The following is a 21289-nucleotide window of genomic DNA, read 5'->3' as shown; positions in this document are numbered from 1 at the left end:
TTAAGGACAATTTTAGTTTTTTTCAGCAGAAGTAAAAATCAAACCAAATAGACTGAAATGAAAAAACCGCCTCAAATTATGTTTTGAGACGGCTTCTTTATAAATTAGGATATTAAATTGTCTTTAAAATTATTCGTCCTCTTCCTCGTCTTCCTCCTCTTTATCTATTATTTTTTTAGGTTCTTTTTTTTCTTCTTTTACTCCTGCTTTTTCAACGGTAAAAGAAAACTCTGATCCAATACCAAATTCACTCTCTACATAGATTTTTTCTTTATGCGCTTCGATAATGTGTTTCACAATTGCCAGCCCCAAACCAGAACCTCCTTCGGCACGAGAACCACTTTTGTTCACGCGATAAAACCGCTCAAACAATCTCGGGATATTTTGTTGTTCAATTCCTTCACCGTCATCACTGATGCGAACCAAAACTTTTTCTTTAGTCAAATTCACTACAGCCACTTCGGTGACACCTCCTTTTTTTCCGTACTTAATAGAATTGACAATTAAATTTTCAATTACCTGCTGAATTCTGTCTTTATCAGCTCTGACAAAATTGGGACGAATGTATTCGTTTTCGAAAGCTAATGTAATTTTCTTTTTATCGGCTTTCATTTCCAATAAGTCAAAAACATTGCGAATCAATTCGACAATATCAAATTCGGTAATCTCCAAATTCAAATCTCCCGATTCTAATTTGGTAATCATATCCAAATCTTCTACTATATATATAAGACGCTCGACACCTTTATCGGCTCGTTTTAAATATTTTTTTCGAATGGTTTTATCATCCATCGCTCCGTCTAATAACGTAGAGATATAACCCTGAACGGTAAAAAGAGGTGTTTTTAATTCGTGTGAAATATTTCCCAAAAATTCTCTTCGGTATTCCTCACGAACCTGTAGCATTTCGATTTCCAGTTTTTTATCGGTAGCAAACTTTTTAACCTCTCTGGTCAAAGTTTCCATGTCGGTAGTTATGGGTTGATTGATCAATGTACTGGATTCTAACAAAGAAACATCGTCGTAGATTTTTTTCACCCTTCGGTAAATAAAACGTTCTACCCGATATTGCAACACCAAAAAAGAAAAGAGGTAAATAGCAAAAACAAAAATGATCCCAAAAACCCACAGACTTTTAGGATCAACTTTAAAAATTATCATTGCCAAACCGAGTACAAAAGCAGTAGAAAAAAGACTGATGTAAAATGCCGATTTTATGGCAAACTTATAGGTTTTTTTAAAACTTATTTTCATTGAAAAAATTATATCAGGTTACTTCAAAGATAATAACAATAATTATACTTCAAATTTATAACCTACTCCTTTTATCGTTTTAAAAAGATCATCGCCAATTTTTTCACGAAGTTTTCTAATGTGAACATCAATCGTTCTTCCACCTACTACCACTTCGTTCCCCCAAACCTTATCTAAGATTTCATCTCTTTTAAAAACCTTCCCTGGTTTAGAAGCCAAAAGGTAAAACAATTCGAATTCTTTACGAGGCAAAGCAATCTCTACATCATCTTTGATAATCTTATATTCTTCACGATTAATTTCGATTCCGCCTACATTTAGCGTTTCGCTGTCCTGAGCACCTTCTTCCTTTAATCTTCTCAAAAGTGCTTTAACTTTACTTACTAATAACTTTGGCTTAATTGGTTTCGTAATATAATCATCGGCTCCGGCATCAAACCCAGCCACCTGAGAATAATCTTCACTTCTTGCCGTTAGAAAAGTAATGATCACATCGCTCAATTCAGGAATGGCCCGGATGTTTTCACAGGCTTCCATGCCGTCCATTTCAGGCATCATTACATCCATTATAATTAGGTTAGGCAATTCTTTTTTAGCCTTAGCTATCGCTTCTTTTCCATTAGAAGCTGTAACAATTTGGTAGCCTTCCTGAGTCAAATTATAACCTACAATTTCTAAAATATCTGGTTCGTCATCTACCAGTAAAATCTTCGTGTTTTTCTTTTTCATAATCTAGCAAATTTTCTTTTGCGTTGTAAATGTAACAATAAAAAAACAGCATAAAACTCCTGTTAACCGTAATTTAAAAAGATAACAATTTAGTAATATTTTACCAACATAATCGTAACAACTGATTAACATCAACTTTACAAAGCTACCATTTCTTTGCAGAAAATTTAAAGAAAACATGAAACTTAGATTATTTATTCTAACACTTTTTATTACTACGCTAAGCTTTGCGCAAACCAAAGGTACTATTTCAGGGGTAATAACAGACAAAGATTCCAACAACGAAACATTACCCTTTGCCAATGTTAATGTAAAAGGAACTAAAGTAAATGCAACTACCGACATAGATGGAAAATATACGATTAGTATTGCTCCCGGAAACTATGTAGTACAATTCTCATTTGTAGGATACGAACCGAAAGATGTTCCGGTAAAAGTTACTGCCGGCGCTAAAATTGAAATGAATCAGGCCTTGTCTTCGGGAGCTTATGCGCTTAAAGATGTAGTAGTTACTGCAACGGTAAACAGACAAAAAGAAACGGCTTTATTATTAGAACAAAAAAATGCAGTGGAAATCAAACAGGCAATTGGCGCTCAGGAATTATCCAGAAAAGGGGTGAGTGATGTTGCTTCGGCAGTAACTAAAGTTAGTGGTATTACCAAACAGGAAGGCTCAGGAAGTGTATTTGTGAGAGGTTTAGGAGATCGTTACAATGTTACAACCTTAAACGGTTTGCCATTACCTTCTAATAATCCTTCTAATAAAAATATCCTTTTAGATATATTCTCTACTGACATTGTAGAATCCATTGGAATCAGTAAAACTTTTGAATCCCAAAATTATGCTGATTTTTCAGGTGCCAATGTTGACATTGTATCCAAAAAGATGAGTGGTAATCCTTTTGTAGAATTAGGATTAGGTCTTGGAGGAAACACTAATGTTTTAAAATTAGATCATTTTTACCTACAGGACGGTCCGTCTTATTTAGGCTTCAACAAAATCAATGCTCCAAACAACCCTTTACTACCTTATAATTACTCCACAAGTTGGGATAGACAAGAAAGAAAATATACACTAAACAACAATTTTTCTTTATCAGGAGGAAAAAAATTCAATATAGGAGAAAATGGAAGCATTGGAACCTTTATTACCGCTTCCTTTGACAATGACAATAAATATAATGAAGGGGTTTATAGAACAAGTATTACAGCCCAAGGCTTAGCTAATAGTGATTTTTACAGAAAATCATATAAATACAACACCAATACTACGGTAATGGGTAGCGCTAATTACAAAATCAACCCAAATAACTCCCTCTTATTCACTACCTTGTTTTTAAACTCAACATCACAGGATTATAGCGAATACGATGGTAAATACATTGAGTTTCCCGGAAATGATCCTGTTGGTTTTATCAAACGCGGAACTTTTGACAAAACACAGTTAATTGTAAACCAATTATTAGGTAAACACAAACTTAATGAGCGATGGAATACGAATTGGGCCATTGGATACAGCATGCTTGACAACACGATTCCGGATCGTATGCAAAATACTTTTGTACCTACCTCAGACGGATCAACAAATTACACTTTCTTTAAAAACGCCAGTATTGACAACCACAGGTATTTTCAAACACTAACTGAAAACGAACTTTCCGCTAACCTTTCCGCTAGTTATAATTTTGCTAAAAAAGAGGACAACTATAAAGGAAAAGCAACCTTAGGTTATTCCGGAAAAATGAAAAATGTAGATTTCAATTCGCAACAATATTCCTTTTTTCCACAAACAAACAAAACCATTTTTCCTATCGAAGGTTTTAACAACACGGACTTATACTTAAGTAGTAATTACTTTGATTTATCGGATGGAGACAGTTCCAGTAAACTTGCACAATATTACAATGGTCATTTAAACATTCATGCTGTTTTTGGAAATATCAAATATGATTTCACCGACAGATTATCGGTTATCCTTGGAGGTAGATTTGAACAAATTGAGCAATATGTATTTTACGTAAGTTTAGATGCTCCGGACGGAACAGGAAGAACTTATGCTCCGGTAAAATTTCTTCCGAGTGTAATTGCAAAATATAAATTGAACGATAAACAAAACTTAAAATTTGCGGCAAGTAACACTTACACTTTACCACAATTCAAAGAAAAAGTAAAAATTCTTTTCCAGGAAGTTGGTCAAAGTTATGAAGGAAACAACAAATTATATGCTTCCACAAATTACAATGCCGACTTAAGTTGGGAATTATTCCCAAGTTCAGATGAATTAGTTTCAGTAACAGCTTTTGGTAAATTAATCCAAAATCCAATTAACGAAATGTACACCAACTCCTCTTCCGGAAACATTACTTATGCCAATACCGGAGACAAAGCAGTGGTAGCCGGAATTGAAGTAGAATTCAGAAAAAACATTTTTGAAATAGAACATAATGATTTAAAAGACAAATTGGCTTTTGGCTTTAACGGTTCTTATATGTATCAGGATCAAGACTTAAGCAACACTAAAGTAGTAACTGAAAATGGATTTGGCGCCAACTTTACCTTTAAAAACTCCAAACTTTCAGGTGCTTCTGATTTTCTGGCCAATGCTGATTTATCTTTTACAAAAGAATTTAAAGAAGACAGAGACATTACAGCTACTTTAACTTACGCCTATGTATCCGATAAAATGGCTGTAATTGGAACACAAGACAGAGGAAACCTTGTGGACAAAGCTATTAACCGATTAGATTTTATTGTAAAATCTAATTTGACTAAAAATTTAAAAATTGGATTGGCTTATAAAAACATCTTAAACCCAGCTTACAGAAGAGTTAGCGAACAAAGCAAGGCTCCACTTATTAAAACAGCAGATGTTCTTGCAAGCTCCTATAAAATTGGTTCTAATTTAAGTTTATCACTCAACTATAAATTCTAAGATCCTAACTTTCAAAACCCAAGAGGCAGCCATTATAAACGGACTGCCTCTTTTTATTTATAACATTTCAAACAATGTAAATTCAATGTTATTAAAACTAAAAAAACAATAAGAATACTTAACAACAATGTAATACTTGCTTAACTAAAGAAAAACAATCACTGCTTTACTTTGCGGTGTTAATAATAAACAACAAAACAAAAATTAAAAAAAATGAAAAAATCAATTTTAGCAATCTTAACAGTTGCAAGCATAATTTTTACAAGCTGTAGTAATGATTCTACTCCAGATACAACAAGTTCATTTGAAGTAGTTGTAAATGATTTAAAAGGTAATATTACAGAAGGAACGGTAACATTAGACGCTAACGAAACTTATACCTTAACTGGTGGCTTAGTAGTAAAATCAGGAGCTACTTTAATTATTCCTGCCGGAACAACTATCAAATCAGACCCAACTGCTGATTCTGAAAAAGCAAAAACTATTTATGTTGCTGTTGAAAGAGGTGCAAAAATTTACATCAATGGTACTTCAACGAAACCAGTTGTGATGACGTCTGGCAAAGCTTCTCCTGCTCAATCGGATTGGGGTGGATTAATCATTTGCGGTGATGCAAAAGTAAATACCGGAGATAACGGATCATCTGAAGTAGGAAACTTGCTTTACGGAGGTAACAATAACGCAGACAATTCCGGATCTATTACTTATTTAAAAATTGCTTATACTGGTTCAAAATTCGACTCATCTAAAGAATATAATGGAGTTTCATTCTTTGGAGTAGGTAGTGGAACAGTAGTTAACAACATCTTTGCATTTGAAAGCGGTGATGATGGTATCGAATTTTTTGGAGGTGCAGTAAATGCTTCAAACCTTCTTATTGTAAACTCTTATGATGATTCTTTAGACTTTGCTGATGGTTACCAAGGAACCATTTCAAATGTTTATATCTCAGGAGTTACTGCTGCTGGAGTTGAAGGTTCTAACAATGCTGCTAACGACATCAAAGAACCAATGACTAACGCTAAAATTAACAATATCTCAATCTACAAAGGTGCTGATGCTAAATTTACAGCTTCTGAAAAAGCAATTAACTTTAAAGAAGGTGGTGGTATCCAAACTTACACTAACTTATATGTTCATAGTGATATGCCTGCTGATTTTGCTAAAATTAACTCTGGTACCGGAATTGCAGCCAGAATAGCAGCCGGAGATTTCAAAGTTAACGGTATTAACTTTGTAACAGCAACTAACACTATCCCTACTTATGTTACAAATCAAACTGGTGCAAATACTTCAGCTTTTGCTTGGACAAACTACTTCAACAACTAAGAGATACTACATCTTAATTAAAAATGCCTTCCTAAAATTAGGAAGGTATTTTTTTTGGCATACTATTTGATTTTTTTCGTATATTTACTAATCAAAATCAGGCTAATGAAAAAAAACTACTTGTATAGTATTCTTTTAATGGTTTTTTTCTGCTCCCTAAGCTTAAAAGCTCAGGAAAGCAAGCAGCTACAAAACCCAAACGCCCCCTCTGTAATTGAGGGTTTGAATTTGTACCCAAATCCCGTTAATACTGGTAAAGTAACCATTTCAACCAAAAATGATGGTGACAAAGAAATTATCATTTTTGACCTTTTGGGAAAACAAGTACTTCAAACCCGACTCAGTTCCAGAGAACAACTGAACGTGTCTAACCTTTTTCCAGGTGTTTACATCATCAAGATAAACGAAGACAACGCTACAGCCACACGCAAACTCATCATACGATAATTTGTAAAACTATAAACTAAAAGCTTCAACTAAAAATTGAAGCTTTTTTTATTGCCTTCAAAAAGTGAATAAATTTATACCTTTGCAAAAAAAAATTCTTGGTTACAACTACAGATATATTTACGATTTCCAACCAAAAGCAGTTTGAAAAAATCGCTTTAAAAGTATTCCGTTATCAATATGAGCACAACTTAGTATATCAGGAATTTTGTAACTTTTTAAAAACCGATGTTCAAAAGGTAAAATCACTCCAACAAATTCCGTTTTTACCCATTCAGTTTTTCAAAAGTCATAATGTAGTTTCGAATACTCATCCGGTTCAAACGACTTTTACCAGCAGCGGAACTACCGGAACGATTACGAGCAAACACTTAGTAACCGACGTAAGTCTTTATGAGGAAAGTTACCAAAAAGGCTTTTCAGAATTTTATGGTAATATTGAAAACTATGTGGTCCTGGCTTTGCTTCCATCCTATTTAGAAAGAGAAGGTTCTTCCTTAATTTATATGGTTGAAGATTTGATAAAACTTTCCAATCATCCCGAAAGTGGTTTTTACCTGCACAATCACGATGATTTGATTAAAAAATTAATCGAACTTGACGAATCCGGACAAAACGTAATTCTGATTGGCGTAACCTATGCTTTACTCGACTTAATTGAAAAGCAAAAATTCCAGCTCCAAAACACCATTATCATGGAAACCGGAGGAATGAAAGGCAAACGCAAAGAGATGATTCGCGAAGAGCTACACCTACAACTTTGCGAAGGTTTTGGCGTTCCTTCTATCCATTCTGAATACGGAATGACCGAATTGCTTTCGCAGGCTTATTCTCTGGGTGACGGAATTTTTGAATGTCCTGCCTGGATGCAAATTTTAATCCGTGATACCGAAGATGCGCTTTCGTATGTTTCTCAAGGAAAAACAGGCGGAATCAACGTGATTGATTTGGCCAACATCAATTCCTGTTCGTTTATTTCTACGCAGGATTTAGGCAAAAAATATCCCAACAACTCTTTCGAGGTATTGGGACGTTTTGATAATTCAGATATTCGAGGCTGTAATTTAATGGTGGTTTAAAATGTGTAATCGTTGATTTGTTGAATCGATTAACCGAATCAACAATTAAACAGTTAAACCACTCTCACCACAAAATAATTTTTCTTTCCGCTTTGCAACAACACAAATTGGTTATTGATTAAATCATTGTTTGAAAGCACAAAATCTTCTTTTACTTTTTCTCTGTTTACTGAAATAGAATTAGCAGTCAAAGCACGTCTTGCCTCACCATTCGATTTCATAAATCCTGTTTTTTCATTTAAAACAGTAACAATATCAATTCCTGCTTCAATTTCAGCACGAGCAATTTCAGCTTGCGGAACTCCGTCAAAAACTTCTAAGAAAGTTTTTTCGTTTAATTGTTTCAAATCGTCTGCAGTTGAATTTCCAAACAAAATATTGGAAGCTTTAATCGCATTTTCTAAATCTTCAGCCGAGTGAACCATAACGGTAATTTCTTCAGCTAATTTTTTCTGCAACAAACGTAAATGCGGTGCTTCTCTGTGTTTTTCAGTCAAATCTTCGATTTCCTCTTTTGATAAAAAAGTAAAAATTTTGATGTATTTCTCCGCATCAATATCAGATGTATTTAACCAATATTGGTAAAATTTATACGGCGAAGTTCTCGCTGCATCCAGCCAGATATTTCCACCTTCGGATTTACCAAACTTAGTTCCATCCGCTTTAGTGATTAAAGGACAAGTCAAAGCATAGGCCTTTCCGGATTCAATTCTACGAACCAATTCGGTTCCCGTAGTGATATTTCCCCATTGGTCGCTACCTCCCATTTGCAAAGTACATTTTTTGTCTTTGTACAAATGCAAAAAGTCATACCCCTGAACCAATTGATAAGTAAACTCCGTAAAAGACATTCCTTCGGCAGATTCAGAAGACAAACGTTTCTTAACCGAATCCTTAGCCATCATGTAATTTACCGTAATATGTTTCCCTACATCACGAATGAAATCCAAGAAGGAAAAGTTTTTCATCCAGTCGTAGTTATTTACTAATTCAGCCGCATTGGGTGCATCAGAAGTAAAATCTAAGAAACGACCTAATTGTTCCTTAATCGATTCCTGATTGTGACGCAAAGTAGCTTCGTCTAATAAATTTCTTTCGTTTGATTTTCCGGACGGATCACCAATCATTCCGGTGGCTCCACCTACTAAAGCCAAAGGTTTGTGTCCCGCTATTTGAAAATGTTTCAACAACATCACTCCTACTAAATGTCCTATATGTAAGGAATCGGCAGTTGGGTCAATCCCCACATAAGCCACACGCATTTGTTCCATCAGGTGCTCTTCGGTACCTGGCATAACATCGTGAAGCATGCCTCTCCATGTTACTTCTTCAATAAAGTTTTTCATCTTTTTATTCAATTTACTTTCGTCAATTCGGCCGTTCAGGCTTCGTGCGCGCAAAGATAACTTTAATTACACAATTTGAAAATTCGAAAATGTATCAATTTGAAAAAAATATCTAAAATGCTAATTGTTATATTATAAAATTGATAAATTACTACATTTGCAATATATGATATTAGTTACCGGAGGAACAGGTTTAGTAGGCGCACATTTATTACTTCATTTGATAGAAAATGGAGCAAAAGTCCGTGCTATTTACCGAAATGAAAAAGGCATTCAAAAAACCAAATCACTGTTTCAACATTATCATAAAGTTTCCTTATTTGATGCTGTCGAATGGGTTCAGGGCGATATTCTCGACATTCCTTCTTTAGAGCATGCTTTTGTAAATATCACCCAAGTATACCACTGCGCCGCCTTCATTTCATTTGATCCAAAAGACGAAAATAAACTTCGAAAAAACAACATCGAAGGCACGGCTAATGTGGTTAATTTTTGTCTGGCTAAAGGAATTAACAAACTTTGTTATGTAAGTTCAACGGCCGCTTTAGGCGACTTAGCAGCTAACGAAACCATTATTACCGAAGAAAGCGAATGGAATCCGGAAAAATACCATAACGATTATGCCATTTCTAAATACGGAGCCGAAATGGAAATTTGGCGTGGACAACAGGAAGGCTTAAAAGTAATTATTGTAAATCCGGGAGTCATTATCGGACCGGGATTTGAAGATCAGGGCAGCGGGCAATTGTTTCAAAAAATTGCCAATGGTTTACGATTTTACACCAATGGTAAAACGGCTTTTGTTACCGTAAACGATGTGGTGCGAATAATGATTACTCTCATGGAAAGTTCCATTTGCAACGAACGTTTTATTCTCATTGGTCAAAACATCGTTTTCAAAGACATTTTTAACACCATTGCCGACACGCTAAAAGTAAAAAGGCCTGACATTGAAGCCAAGCCTTATATGTTAAAAATCAATTTATTTATTCATTGGTTAAGCAGTTTATTTTCCCGAAAAACAAACAATTTTTCCAAAGACACTCTGATAGCTGCCAGCAATACCAAAGAATTTTCAAATCAAAAAATCAAAACCGCTTTACAAACTTCTTTTACTGATGTGCACCAATACATCAAAGAAAATTTCCAGCCCGTTAATTAACAACGTTTCCGTTTTTAATAACCAAAGATTTCTTTTGTTGCAACAAATTTTTCTTTGCAGCAGTGGTTTTCTTTTTTAACAAAAGTAACGAATCTTTTTTCTTTACTTTTTGCAAAGAATCTTTCTTAGCCTTAGCTACTTTTTTAGCATTGCTGATAGAATCCAAACGCTTCTTTTTCAACTGAATCAAAGAATCTTTCTTCACTTCTTTTTTTACCAAAGAATCCAAAAACGTTTTCTTTCGATCCATACGCTTGATTACGCTATCATACATCGATTTATAACTTTCAAAATCAGAAGCATAATAAATATTGCTTTGCGCAAATTGAGCACTATCTACTTTGTATTTTCTAAAAACAAACTCTTTTGGATTGACTTTATATTTTTCAGTCGTAGCCGGTTCACTATATTTTATAGCATCAATAATTGCCAAATCGTAAATGATATTTTCCATAACATCTTTATCTATAAGGCGTTCTGGTTTTTTAACTGCTTCGTCCTTGCAGCCAAAAAACAACAATATTGTTACCAAAAGTAAAACCGTTTTTTTCATGGATTATCTGTCAAATAAAAGTCTTTTTCCGGCACGAACGTCTTTTACTTTAAAAGCATTGTACACTAACTGACCATTTACAAAAGTATGCGTAACTCTGGATTTAAAGGTATAACCCTCAAACGGAGACCATCCGCATTTAGCAAAAATATTTTCTTTCTTTACACCCCAAGGCAAGCCTGCGTTTACGATTACCAAGTCGGCATAATAACCTTCTTTGATAAATCCGCGTTTTTCAATCTTGAAAATCTTAGCCGGATTGTGGCACATTTTCTCCACAATTTTCTCCACCGTAATTTTTCCCTGATGATAAGCTTCAAACATAGCTACCACAGCGTGTTGCACCAATGGTCCTCCCGAAGGTGCTTTTAAATACGATTGTTTTTTCTCTTCCAAAGTATGTGGCGCATGATCGGTAGCAATCACATCAATACGGTCATCATTCAAAGCTTTCCACAAAGCATCTCTGTCTTTAGCCGTTTTCACCGCCGGATTCCATTTGATAAAATTTCCTTTGGTTGCATAATCCTCATTGGTAAACCACAAATGATGCACGCAAACCTCAGCGGTAATTTTCTTCTCTTCCAATGGAATTTTGTTGGTAAACAAATCCATTTCCTTAGCCGTAGAAAGATGGAAAATATGCAATCTTGCTCCGGTTTTCTTAGCCAGTTCAATTGCTTTAGAAGAAGACAAATAACAAGCTTCCTCGCTTCTTATCAAATGATGTACGGTTACCGGAACATCCTCACCATATTCGGCTTTATATTTCTCTGAATTGGCTTTAATTGTTGCTTCGTCTTCACAGTGAACAGCAATTAACATCGGCGTACTTGAGAATATTTTTTCCAAAGTAGCCTGATTATCCACCAACATATTTCCGGTAGAAGAACCTAAAAATATTTTAATTCCCGCTACATTCTTCGGATTGGTTTTTAAAACCTCTTCCAAATTATCATTGGTAGCCCCCATCATAAACGAATAATTCGCATAGGATTTCTCGGCAGCAATTTGGTACTTTTCTTCTAAAATCTCCTGTGTAACCGCATTTGGAACCGTATTAGGCTGTTCGATATACGAAGTAATTCCACCCGCAACTGCAGCTCTGGATTCCGACTCAATATCGCCTTTATGCGTTAAACCCGGTTCTCTAAAATGAACCTGATCGTCAATTGCCCCCGGAATCAAAAAATTCCCTTCGGCATCTATAATTTTACAATCTGAGGTTTTGGCACTAATGCTTTCTGAAATTTCAACAATTATGTCATTTTCAATCAAAACATCGCCTTCAAAAATTACTCCTTCATTTACTATTTTAGCATTCTTAATTAAAACCCTGTTCATTGTTATTTTATTATAATCTATTTACTAATTTTTTTAATCGAAGTGCAACCACTCCAAAAACCGCTTCCACAATAATCGAATTGCTCATTTTAGACTGACCTTTGGTTCGGTCAGTAAAAATAATAGGCACTTCGGTAATTTTAAAATTATTACTAAAAGTGCGGTATTTCATTTCTATCTGGAACGCATAACCCACAAACTTAATTTTGTCGAGATTTATTTTTTCCAAAACTTCGCGTTTGTAACACACAAATCCGGCGGTGGCATCATGAATTTGCATTCCGGTAATCATTCGCACATAAACCGAAGCGAAATAAGACAACAACACCCTGTTCAACGGCCAGTTCACCACATTCACTCCCGTCACATAACGCGAACCGATAGCCAAATCAGCATCACCAAAATGACAGGCATTGTACAATTTTTCTAAATCATTCGGATTGTGTGAAAAATCGGCATCCATTTCAAAAATAAATTCATAATTATGAGCCAAAGCCCATTTAAAACCATGTACATAAGCCGTTCCTAAACCCGATTTTTCTTTTCGGTTTTCCAAAAATAAACGCCCTTCAAATTCGGTTTGCAATAACCGAACCTTATCAGCCGTGTGATCAGGAGAATTATCATCCACTATAAGCACATGAAACTGTTTGTGCTGCGAAAGCACCGCTCTGATGATACTTTCTACATTTTCAATTTCGTTATAGGTTGGAATTATAACTATGCAATTATTCATATTTCTGGAAATTTCACCGCAAAAATAACCTTTTTATGGCATTTGAATCATAATAATACTATAATAAAAATATTGATTCAAAATTTTACTAATTTTGCTCCACTATGACTGAATATCTCCTACATCCGAGAATTACCGAAAACAAAGACTGGGCAACTGCTTTGTTCGTTTTAGCCTTTGCTATCATTGCCATTACAAAATCATTTAACGAAACCCGTTTTGGCGATTTTATCAATTTAATTTTCTCCGATAAATATTCCAAAGTCTATCGCGACAGCAGCCAGCTCAAAAGCAGCTTTACCATTTCTTTATTCTTTGTACAGGTCATCTCATTCGCTTTTTTTATTCAAATTTCGCTAAATATATTTGGCTACGCCTCTAAAACCGACTGGTTGCTCTACATCCAAATTATCACTTTTTTGATCTTTTTTATTTTATCAAAATTTTTAGTCGAAAAAATAATTGCCACCACCTTCAATATTGAGGAATTTATGGAGCAATTTAACCTCCAAAAAATAACTTACAGAACCTATATCGGAATTATAATTTTACCGATAAACATCATTTTATTTTACCACAACACTGTTTCCCAACATATTCCAATTACTATCATTGCAATAATTCTGGGACTTAGCATACTGACTTATGCACTTTCGATAAAAAAATATCAAAATGTAATATTCGGTAAGTTGTTTTATTTTATTTTGTATCTTTGCACTCTCGAAATAGCTCCCTATTTTTTCATGTATTATTTGTTTACAAAAGGGAGCGCTTAGTAAATGTTAAAATATGAAAGTGAAAACAATTTTGGTATCGCAACCAGAGCCTAAAGTAGAGAACTCACCTTACTTTGAACTCCAACAAAAACACAAAATCAAAATTGATTTCCGCCCTTTTATTCACATAGAAGGCGTTAGTGCGAAAGAAATTAGACTTCAAAAAATTGATCTCAACAATTTTTCTGCTATTATTTTAACCAGTAGAAATGCTGTGGATCATTTTTTCAGGGTTGCCGAAGAAATGCGTTTTAAAGTTCCGGAAGGCTTAAAATATTTTTGTCAGTCAGAAGCTATTGCTTTCTACTTACAGAAATATGTGGTGTACAGAAAACGTAAAATATATGTGGGTGCAAAAGATTTTGCCGACATGGCGCCTTTGATTAAAAAATACAAAGACGAGAAATTCTTATTACCGGCTTCCGACCAATTAAATGCAGACGCGCCACAAACTTTAAACAACTTAAAAGTAGACTGGACTCAGGCTACTTTTTACAGAACAGTAATGAGTGACTTATCTGATTTAGCCGATGTTTACTATGATGTTTTGGCTTTCTTTAGTCCAACCGGAATCAAATCTTTATACAAAAACTTCCCTGATTTCAAACAAAATAACACTAGAATTGCTGTTTTTGGACCAACAACTCAAAAAGAAGCTCTGGATCACGGTTTAAGAGTAGACATCATGGCTCCTGCTCCGGGAACCCCATCGATGACAATGGCTTTGGAAAAATACATTAATGAAGTGAATAAAGCTAAATAACAGCTTCCTTTTACATATATTTAAGCCGCGAAACTCGCGGCTTTTTTTATTCCGGTTATCCAATTAATTTTAAAATCAAATTAAACCCAAATCCTTTTTTAAGGTCTTAAAAACAAAACCAACTTTAATATTAAATTTATGAACAAATTCAAGATTATTGCATTGATGCTTCCTTTAGCAGCTGTACTTAGCAATTGTAGTTCGGCCAAAAAAAACAAAGATTATGTTGATGTTAAAAAAATTACTTACACTAACGATGTAAAACCTATCATTACTACTAATTGTACACCTTGCCACATGCCGCCACAAGGAAGAAAAGAACCATTTGAGAATTACGAACAGGTCAAAACACACATCGGCGCTATACTGGAAAGAGTAACTTTACCTCAGGACAATCGTAAGTTTATGCCTCCGGTAAACAAAAAACCGTCATTAACAGAAGATCAGGTAGCTGTTTTAGTGAACTGGCAAAAACAAAACATGCCTGAATAAAGTAACAATAGCAATGACAATTGCAATGGTCAATAACAATAAAAAATCCAAAATTCAACAACAAAACGTTAATTGGAATTTTGGATTTTTTATTATTATCGAATACAACTAAATCAATCTTTACAAAAACATTTTCATTGAAATTGAAATTTTACTCTCTCCTACTTCCTCCTAAATAAATAGAAAGATAATACAACAAGGTCGCAATGGATCCCAAAGCCGCTACCACATACGTTCTTGCAGCCCATTTTAACGAATCTTCTGCTCCTGCATATTCGGCAGGATTCAACATGTTTTTAGTTTTTAACCAGGCCAAAGCACGATTACTGGCATCATATTCTACTGGTAAAGTTATAATCGAAAATAAGGTAGTTGTAGCAAACAAAATGATTCCAAAAAGCAACAAGCCCGGAAAGGTTTTCAACAACAAAATCCCCGCCAATAAAATCCATTGCATAAAAGACGAAGCCACATTAACAAAAGGCACTAATTTAGAACGCATCGTCAGCCACTCGTAACCACGGGCATGTTGTACAGCATGACCGCATTCGTGTGCCGCTACCGCAGCCGCAGCCGCATTACGCTGATTATACACAGATTCACTCAGATTTACTGTTTTATCAACCGGATTATAATGATCCGTTAATTGTCCCGGAGTCGAAATCACTTTCACATCATAAATGCCGTTGTCGTGAAGCATTTTAGTAGCAATCTCAGCACCACTCATGTTGTTTTGCAAATGCAATTGCGAATAATGCTCAAACTTACTCTTTAATCTTGAACTTACTAACCAGCTGAACAGCATAATAGCTCCAGCCAGAATTAAATAACCACTTCCCATATCTGTTTATATTTTTAGTTTCAAATTTTAAATAGAATCCGCAAATTCTAAACCAAATTACAAAAATGCCAATTTGACAGCTGTTAAAAAAAATACAATTTCAATGGCAATGGCAATAAGAAATATCAAAAACAAAAATTCCAAATCCCAATTAACGTTTTGTTATTGGAATTTGGAATTTTATCTATTTAATCATTGACGATTGAAATTGCCATTGTCCCGAAACTTCGGGATTGATATTGGAATTGAAATTACCCCACCAAGTTAATAATTTTCCCCGGAACAATAATCACTTTATTTGGCGTTCTGCCGTCTAATTGTTTTTGAGTTCTTTCGTCTTTCATCACGATTTCCTCAATTTGTTCCTTGGTTAAATCCAATGGCAATGTGATTGTAAAACGCATTTTTCCGTTAAAAGATACCGGATATTCTTTCTCTGATTCTACTAAATGTTTTTCTTCAAAAACTGGGAAAGGAACAGTTGAAATCGATTCTGTATTTCCTAACAACGACCACAATTCCTCAGCGATGTGAGGAGCATAAGGCGAAATCACAATAGCCAACGGTTCTAAAATGGCACGGGAATGACAATTTTGAGTTGACAATTCGTTTACACAAATCATAAATTGAGAAACCGAAGTATTGAAAGAGAAGTTCTCGATATCTTCTGTTACTTTCTTGATGGTTTTGTGCAATGATTTTAAGTTGTCTTTGGTTGGTTCGTCGTTATTTACAATCAAACCATTGTCATCAAAATACAAACGCCATAATTTTTTAAGGAATCCAAAAACACCCGAAATACCAGCCGTATTCCAAGGTTTGGCTTGCTCTAATGGTCCTAAGAACATTTCGTATAAACGCAAGGTATCGGCACCGTATTCCGCACAAATGGCATCCGGAGTCACCACATTATATTTGGATTTCGACATTTTTTCTACTTCGCGACCTACAATGTATTTTCCGTTTTCGTCTAAAATAAATTCAGCGTCAGCATAATCCTCTCTCCAAGCTTTGAATTTTTCAACATCCAATTCATCAGAAGCATTTACAATATTTACATCTGCATGGATAGCTTGCACCTTTTCCCCGTTGATTTTATTTTTAGAAATAAAAGTATTAGTCCCTTCAATTCTGTAAACCAAAGCACTCGTTCCTAAAATCATTCCCTGATTAATGAGTTTTTTGAATGGTTCTTCGGTAGGTGCAAAACCTTTGTCTTTTAAGAATTTGTTCCAAAAACGCGAATACAACAAGTGACCGGTAGCATGCTCGCTTCCGCCAATGTATAAATCCACTGATTCCCAATATTTCAAGACTTCAGCAGAAGCAAAATCCTTTTCATTAGCTGCATCCATATAACGCATCCAGTACCATGAACTTCCCGCCCAGCCCGGCATGGTGTTTAATTCTAAAGGAAAAACAGTCACATTATCTATCAACTCACAACTCACAACCGACAACTTTTCAATATCCCAAGCCCAAACAGCAGCGTTTCCTAATGGAGGCAAACCATCTTCTGTTGGTAAATATTTTTCTACTTCCGGCAAGATAATTGGCAAATGTTGCGCATCAATCATTTTTGGAAGACCATTTACATAATATACCGGGAATGGTTCTCCCCAATATCTTTGACGGGAGAAAACCGCATCACGCAAACGGTAATTGATTTTCCCATAACCCTGATTGATTTTCTCTAATTCGGCAATTACTTTTTGAGTTCCGTCTTTGTAACCCATGCCGTTCAAGAAATCCGAATTCACTAGTTGGAATCCTTCCTTCCCGCCATACGCCCCTTCCGAAATATCTTTGTCAACAATATTTTTAATCTCAGGCATTCCGTTTTGACCTTTGAAGAAATTAGCAAAAGCATAATCTCTTTCGTCACCGCAAGGTACCGCCATAACCGCACCTGTTCCGTAACCCGCCAACACATAATCTCCAATCCAAACCGGAATGGCTTCTTTTGTAAACGGATGTTCGGCATAAGCTCCTGTAAATACTCCTGAAATGGTTTTTACATCCGCCATACGCTCACGTTCCGAACGTTTTGCTGTTTTTTCGATATAAGCTTCTACTTCTGCTTTTTGTTCCGCAGTTGTAATTTGGGCAACCAATTCGTGTTCCGGTGCCAATGTCATAAACGTAACACCGAAAATAGTATCAGGTCTTGTAGTAAAAACTTCGATAAAAGAGTCGTTAGTACCTAGTCCTAAGTCCTCAGTTTTACTCTGGACTAAGGACTCTGGACTAAGGACTTTAAACTTTACCATCGCACCAACCGATTTTCCGATCCAATTTCTTTGGCTTTCTTTGATAGATTCACTCCAGTCAATAGTATCCAAACCTTGCAACAAACGCTCTGCATAAGCCGAAATACGCATACTCCATTGCGTCATTTTTTTACGAACTACCGGAAATCCACCACGTTCCGAAACGCCGTTTACGATTTCGTCATTCGCCAAAACCGTTCCCAATCCCGGACACCAGTTTACTTCGGTTTCTGCCAAATAAGTCAAACGGTATTGTAACAATATTTTCTCCTGAATATCTTTTGCGAAAGCGTTCCATTCATCAGCCGAAAATGCAGCAATGTTATCATCACATACAGCATCTACATTAGTATTCCCTTCTTCCTCGAAAAGGGCAACCAAAGTCGAAATATCTTCTGCTTTATCCGTCGTTTTATTGTACCAGGAATTGAACAACTGGATAAAAATCCATTGCGTATGCTTGTAATAATCGGGGTTGGAAGTACGCACTTCTCTGTCCCAATCAAATGAAAATCCAATTTTATCCAATTGCTTTCTGTAACCCGCAATTTGATTCCCTTCTTTATCCACACCTCCGTCAATGTTCACACGGGTGGTATCTTCCGGACGTTGCCCCGTTTGAATCGCATATTGCTCCGCCGGCAATCCAAAACTATCGTAACCCATTGGGTGCAACACATTATACCCTTGGTGACGCTTAAAACGCGAATACACATCCGAAGCAATGTATCCCAGCGGATGCCCTACGTGCAGTCCTGCTCCCGAAGGATAAGGAAACATATCTAAAACATAATGTTTCGGTTGGTCTGAATCATTTTTGGCTGCAAAAGTTTTATTGTCAGCCCAGTATTGTTGCCATTTGGCTTCGATTTCGTTCGGATTGTATTTCATTATAAAGTTTCAAAGTTGCAAAGTTGCAAAGTTTATAAGATTTTATCTGTTGATTTTCAGTTGGCAAATTTACGTTTATTGTAGATTGCACCAAAGTTATTTTCAGAAAACAAGAAATAAAACGACCTGGCCGTGTTTACTAAGTAATAATACGTATTTTTGCAAAACAACTAATAACTTCATCTAAAGATTTTTCATGAAACAAACCCTAATATTCTTTTGTTTACTTTCTTTTTTGTCGTTCGAAAAAATAATGGCTCAGGACGCCAAAACGTTGACACATCTGTTATTGCAAAAGAAACTGATTACGCAAAAAGAAGCTGATTCATTAGAAACTCTGATGACCAATTCCCAAAAAACAGCTCCGGAAAACAAAGAATTTGCCATTGGTTTGGAATTCAGACCCAGAACAGAATACCGAAACGGTTACAAACAATTGAGAACCGACGATAGTAAAGCCGCTTTTTTTACGTCGCAACGCAGCCGTTTGAATATTGATTTCAGTCAAAATCAGTTTAAATTTCACACTTCCATTCAGGATATTCGGGTTTGGGGACAATACGGACAAACTTCCACTTCGGGTTCTTTAAATGTTTTTGAAGCTTTTGCTGAAGTAGGTATTTTGAAAAATTTCTCCATAAAATTAGGTCGTCAAAAAGTAGAATTAGATAACGGCAGAATTTTCTCAGCAGCTAACTGGAGTCAGGCAGCGAGAGCACATGATGGAATCAATTTGATTTACAGCAATAAAAAAATTCATTCGGAATTTTTTACTTCTTTCAATCAAACTTCCGAGCGGATTTTTGATACTGATTTTTCGCCAACAACTTTTAGCAATTACAAACTCTTAAATATTCATTATCTAAAAGCGAAACTGAATAAAAATTTCAGTCTGACAACAATAAATGCTGCTGATAGTTATCAAAGCAAAACCAGCAGCAACACGCTGTATACCCGTGCAACTTCAGGCGGACGACTGGATTTTGAAAAAGGAAATCTATATTTAACTCTAAGCGGATACTATCAATTCGGTCAATTACAAAGTGGAAACCGGATTTCGGCTTATTATTTCCAACCGGAAATCCAATTGAAAACAAACCAATTAACGACACGTTTTGGAGCAGAAATCATGAGTGGCGACAATGCCGACAAAGCAAGCGAAATTTCCAAATCCTTTGTACCACTTTACGGTGTAGCCTGGAAATTTATGGGAAACATGGATTATTTTACTTCTTTTCCAACTGATGTAAAAAATGGCGGATTGGTTAATCCGTATTTATTTTTCACTTATGATGTAAACCAAAAAATAAGTCTGCGTTCCGATTTTCATTTGTTTTACTTAGCCAATAAAGTCAATAACAATTTGAATCAAAACATCAATTCGTATTTAGGTTTTGAAAACGATTTGTCGTTGCATTACAAATGCAATGGCTTTACGATGATTGATTTTGGATTTTCCTATATGACTGCCGAAAAAAGCATGGAAACACTCAAAGGCGGAAATAGCGCGTTAACCCCGATGTGGAGTTATCTGATGATTACTTTCAAACCGGAATTGTTTCATTTCAAAAAATAACAACTCATGAAAAATTCAAACGTCTTTTTACTTTTATTGCTGTTGAACAATTTTGCTTTTTGGGGACAAAACAAAGCGACTGTGGTGGTTGCTGCCAATTTAAAATCGGCGATGGATTCTATCGTAAAAATTTACCAACAGCAAAATCCGGCCGATAACATTCAAATTTCCTATGGCTCCTCGGGGAAATTCTATGAACAAATTGCTAACGGTGCCCCTTTTGATCTTTTTTTCTCCGCCGATATGAATTACCCAACAAAATTGAAAGAAACGCATTTTGCTATTTCAAAAGTGAAAATGTATGCCATTGGAAACATCGCCATTTGGAGTAAAAAAATCGATCCGCGTATTCAAAAAATGAACGCACTTTTGGATTCCAAAATCAAAAAAATTGCCATTGCCAATCCTAAAACCGCACCTTACGGAACCAAAGCAGTGGAAAGCATGAAATATTACAAACTATACGATAAACTAAAACCAAAGTTGGTTTACGGCGAAAATATTGCTCAGGCAGCACAGTTCACCGCATTTGGCGCAGCCGATATTGGCATTCTTGCCTTATCGGATGTGTTGTCACCAGCTATGAAAAAAGAAGGTGAAAAATATTATATCATTCCGCAAAAAAGCCACGCAGCACTGCAACAAGGCTGTGTTATTCTAAAACACGGTAAAGAAAATGCAGCAGCAAAGCGATTTTATGAGTATATTTCGTCAGCAAAAGCCAAAACGATTTTGAAGTATTTTGGTTATTCTCAAAAATAATTTTCTA

General features: G+C 35.5%; 18 protein-coding genes. 10 read left to right on the top strand and 8 right to left on the bottom strand.

Translation table 11 applies throughout. The features are described 5' to 3' along the window. Nucleotides 1-129 precede the first annotated feature (129 nt). Nucleotides 130-1254: a sensor histidine kinase gene (locus tag B6A10_RS01945; RefSeq protein WP_188219503.1), complete on the bottom strand. Its 1125-nt coding sequence runs from the start codon at nt 1252-1254 to the stop codon at nt 130-132. Nucleotides 1255-1296: 42 nt separating this feature from the next. After that, entirely contained in the window at nt 1297-1983 is a 687-nt protein-coding gene (locus B6A10_RS01940; protein ID WP_026715429.1) for a response regulator transcription factor, read from the bottom strand. A 178-nt stretch (nt 1984-2161) separates the two neighbouring features. On the opposite strand from B6A10_RS01940, the gene B6A10_RS01935 reads away from it, so the two are divergent. The 4 genes from B6A10_RS01935 (at nt 2162) to B6A10_RS01920 (ending at nt 7770) form a co-directional block, all read left to right on the top strand. Next, complete coding sequence (locus B6A10_RS01935; protein ID WP_188219502.1) at nt 2162-4915, top strand: TonB-dependent receptor; 2754 nt, start codon at nt 2162-2164, stop codon at nt 4913-4915. Nucleotides 4916-5128: 213 nt separating this feature from the next. Further along, complete coding sequence (locus B6A10_RS01930) at nt 5129-6244, top strand: hypothetical protein (protein WP_188219501.1); 1116 nt, start codon at nt 5129-5131, stop codon at nt 6242-6244. A 105-nt stretch (nt 6245-6349) separates the two neighbouring features. Further along, nucleotides 6350-6691 carry a T9SS type A sorting domain-containing protein gene (locus tag B6A10_RS01925; protein WP_055094105.1) on the top strand — a complete coding sequence of 114 codons (342 nt, stop codon included), beginning with the start codon at nt 6350-6352 and terminating at the stop codon, nt 6689-6691. A 98-nt stretch (nt 6692-6789) separates the two neighbouring features. Continuing rightward, on the top strand, nt 6790-7770 hold the full coding sequence (locus B6A10_RS01920; RefSeq protein WP_188219500.1) for a LuxE/PaaK family acyltransferase: 981 nt from the start codon (nt 6790-6792) through the stop codon (nt 7768-7770). Nucleotides 7771-7823: 53 nt separating this feature from the next. Here B6A10_RS01920 and tyrS read toward each other — a convergent pair whose 3' ends face one another. Beyond that, nucleotides 7824-9116: a tyrosine--tRNA ligase gene (tyrS, locus tag B6A10_RS01915; RefSeq protein WP_188219499.1), complete on the bottom strand. Its 1293-nt coding sequence runs from the start codon at nt 9114-9116 to the stop codon at nt 7824-7826. 166 nt (nt 9117-9282) lie between these two features. Here tyrS and B6A10_RS01910 point away from each other — a divergent pair, with 166 nt between their 5' ends. Continuing rightward, nucleotides 9283-10278 (top strand): NAD-dependent epimerase/dehydratase family protein, encoded by a 996-nt coding sequence (locus tag B6A10_RS01910; protein ID WP_188219498.1) that lies wholly within the window; start codon nt 9283-9285, stop codon nt 10276-10278. Here the strand turns inward: B6A10_RS01910 and B6A10_RS01905 are convergent. Genes B6A10_RS01905 through B6A10_RS01895 form a run of 3 tightly spaced genes read right to left on the bottom strand, consistent with a single transcriptional unit; the run spans nt 10271 to nt 12911 of the window. After that, nucleotides 10271-10831, bottom strand: a complete 561-nt coding sequence (locus tag B6A10_RS01905; RefSeq protein ID WP_055094100.1) for a DUF4296 domain-containing protein — start codon at nt 10829-10831, stop codon at nt 10271-10273. The genes B6A10_RS01910 and B6A10_RS01905 overlap by 8 nt on opposite strands. A 3-nt stretch (nt 10832-10834) precedes the next feature. Further along, nucleotides 10835-12175 carry a dihydroorotase gene (locus B6A10_RS01900; RefSeq protein WP_188219497.1) on the bottom strand — a complete coding sequence of 447 codons (1341 nt, stop codon included), beginning with the start codon at nt 12173-12175 and terminating at the stop codon, nt 10835-10837. Nucleotides 12176-12185: 10 nt separating this feature from the next. Then, nucleotides 12186-12911, bottom strand: coding sequence for a polyprenol monophosphomannose synthase (locus B6A10_RS01895; protein WP_026715421.1), 726 nt, complete (start codon nt 12909-12911; stop codon nt 12186-12188). A gap of 104 nt (nt 12912-13015) precedes the next feature. Between B6A10_RS01895 and B6A10_RS01890 the strand changes: the two genes are divergently transcribed. The 3 genes from B6A10_RS01890 to B6A10_RS01880 all read left to right on the top strand — a co-directional run bounded on the left by B6A10_RS01890 (nt 13016) and on the right by B6A10_RS01880 (nt 14942). Further along, complete coding sequence (locus tag B6A10_RS01890; protein ID WP_188219496.1) at nt 13016-13687, top strand: DUF4271 domain-containing protein; 672 nt, start codon at nt 13016-13018, stop codon at nt 13685-13687. A gap of 13 nt (nt 13688-13700) precedes the next feature. Then, entirely contained in the window at nt 13701-14450 is a 750-nt protein-coding gene (locus B6A10_RS01885; protein ID WP_026715419.1) for a uroporphyrinogen-III synthase, read from the top strand. A gap of 138 nt (nt 14451-14588) precedes the next feature. Then, nucleotides 14589-14942 (top strand): hypothetical protein, encoded by a 354-nt coding sequence (locus B6A10_RS01880; protein WP_188219495.1) that lies wholly within the window; start codon nt 14589-14591, stop codon nt 14940-14942. A gap of 151 nt (nt 14943-15093) precedes the next feature. Here the strand turns inward: B6A10_RS01880 and B6A10_RS01875 are convergent, their stop codons facing one another. Both B6A10_RS01875 and leuS read right to left on the bottom strand, forming a co-directional pair. Beyond that, nucleotides 15094-15783 carry a zinc metallopeptidase gene (locus B6A10_RS01875; protein ID WP_055094092.1) on the bottom strand — a complete coding sequence of 230 codons (690 nt, stop codon included), beginning with the start codon at nt 15781-15783 and terminating at the stop codon, nt 15094-15096. Between the two features lie 251 nt (nt 15784-16034). Beyond that, nucleotides 16035-18944 (bottom strand): leucine--tRNA ligase, encoded by a 2910-nt coding sequence (leuS, locus tag B6A10_RS01870; RefSeq protein WP_188219494.1) that lies wholly within the window; start codon nt 18942-18944, stop codon nt 16035-16037. Nucleotides 18945-19140: 196 nt separating this feature from the next. Between leuS and B6A10_RS01865 the strand changes: the two genes are divergently transcribed. Together B6A10_RS01865 and modA are read left to right on the top strand one after the other, a co-directional pair. Beyond that, nucleotides 19141-20520 carry an alginate export family protein gene (locus B6A10_RS01865; RefSeq protein ID WP_188219493.1) on the top strand — a complete coding sequence of 460 codons (1380 nt, stop codon included), beginning with the start codon at nt 19141-19143 and terminating at the stop codon, nt 20518-20520. A 6-nt stretch (nt 20521-20526) separates the two neighbouring features. Then, a complete protein-coding gene (gene modA, locus B6A10_RS01860) occupies nt 20527-21282 on the top strand; it encodes a molybdate ABC transporter substrate-binding protein (protein WP_188219492.1) in 756 nt (251 codons plus the stop codon). Nucleotides 21283-21289 lie beyond the last annotated feature (7 nt).

It is taken from the genome of Flavobacterium pokkalii, from assembly GCF_014596575.1.
Lineage (GTDB): Bacteria > Bacteroidota > Bacteroidia > Flavobacteriales > Flavobacteriaceae > Flavobacterium > Flavobacterium pokkalii.
This window is presented reverse-complemented; position numbering and strand designations above follow the sequence as displayed.

Excerpts from the sequence above, each read along its gene's own strand:
- B6A10_RS01945 (WP_188219503.1), bottom strand. The coding sequence starts at position 1,254 with ATGAAAATAAGTTTTAAAAAAACCTATAAGTTTGCCATAAAATCGGCA.
- B6A10_RS01940 (WP_026715429.1), bottom strand. The coding sequence starts at position 1,983 with ATGAAAAAGAAAAACACGAAGATTTTACTGGTAGATGACGAACCAGAT.
- B6A10_RS01935 (WP_188219502.1), top strand. The coding sequence starts at position 2,162 with ATGAAACTTAGATTATTTATTCTAACACTTTTTATTACTACGCTAAGC.
- B6A10_RS01930 (WP_188219501.1), top strand. The coding sequence starts at position 5,129 with ATGAAAAAATCAATTTTAGCAATCTTAACAGTTGCAAGCATAATTTTT.
- B6A10_RS01925 (WP_055094105.1), top strand. The coding sequence starts at position 6,350 with ATGAAAAAAAACTACTTGTATAGTATTCTTTTAATGGTTTTTTTCTGC.
- tyrS (WP_188219499.1), bottom strand. The coding sequence starts at position 9,116 with ATGAAAAACTTTATTGAAGAAGTAACATGGAGAGGCATGCTTCACGAT.
- B6A10_RS01910 (WP_188219498.1), top strand. The coding sequence starts at position 9,283 with ATGATATTAGTTACCGGAGGAACAGGTTTAGTAGGCGCACATTTATTA.
- B6A10_RS01905 (WP_055094100.1), bottom strand. The coding sequence starts at position 10,831 with ATGAAAAAAACGGTTTTACTTTTGGTAACAATATTGTTGTTTTTTGGC.
- B6A10_RS01900 (WP_188219497.1), bottom strand. The coding sequence starts at position 12,175 with ATGAACAGGGTTTTAATTAAGAATGCTAAAATAGTAAATGAAGGAGTA.
- B6A10_RS01895 (WP_026715421.1), bottom strand. The coding sequence starts at position 12,911 with ATGAATAATTGCATAGTTATAATTCCAACCTATAACGAAATTGAAAAT.
- B6A10_RS01890 (WP_188219496.1), top strand. The coding sequence starts at position 13,016 with ATGACTGAATATCTCCTACATCCGAGAATTACCGAAAACAAAGACTGG.
- B6A10_RS01885 (WP_026715419.1), top strand. The coding sequence starts at position 13,701 with ATGAAAGTGAAAACAATTTTGGTATCGCAACCAGAGCCTAAAGTAGAG.
- B6A10_RS01880 (WP_188219495.1), top strand. The coding sequence starts at position 14,589 with ATGAACAAATTCAAGATTATTGCATTGATGCTTCCTTTAGCAGCTGTA.
- B6A10_RS01875 (WP_055094092.1), bottom strand. The coding sequence starts at position 15,783 with ATGGGAAGTGGTTATTTAATTCTGGCTGGAGCTATTATGCTGTTCAGC.
- leuS (WP_188219494.1), bottom strand. The coding sequence starts at position 18,944 with ATGAAATACAATCCGAACGAAATCGAAGCCAAATGGCAACAATACTGG.
- B6A10_RS01865 (WP_188219493.1), top strand. The coding sequence starts at position 19,141 with ATGAAACAAACCCTAATATTCTTTTGTTTACTTTCTTTTTTGTCGTTC.
- modA (WP_188219492.1), top strand. The coding sequence starts at position 20,527 with ATGAAAAATTCAAACGTCTTTTTACTTTTATTGCTGTTGAACAATTTT.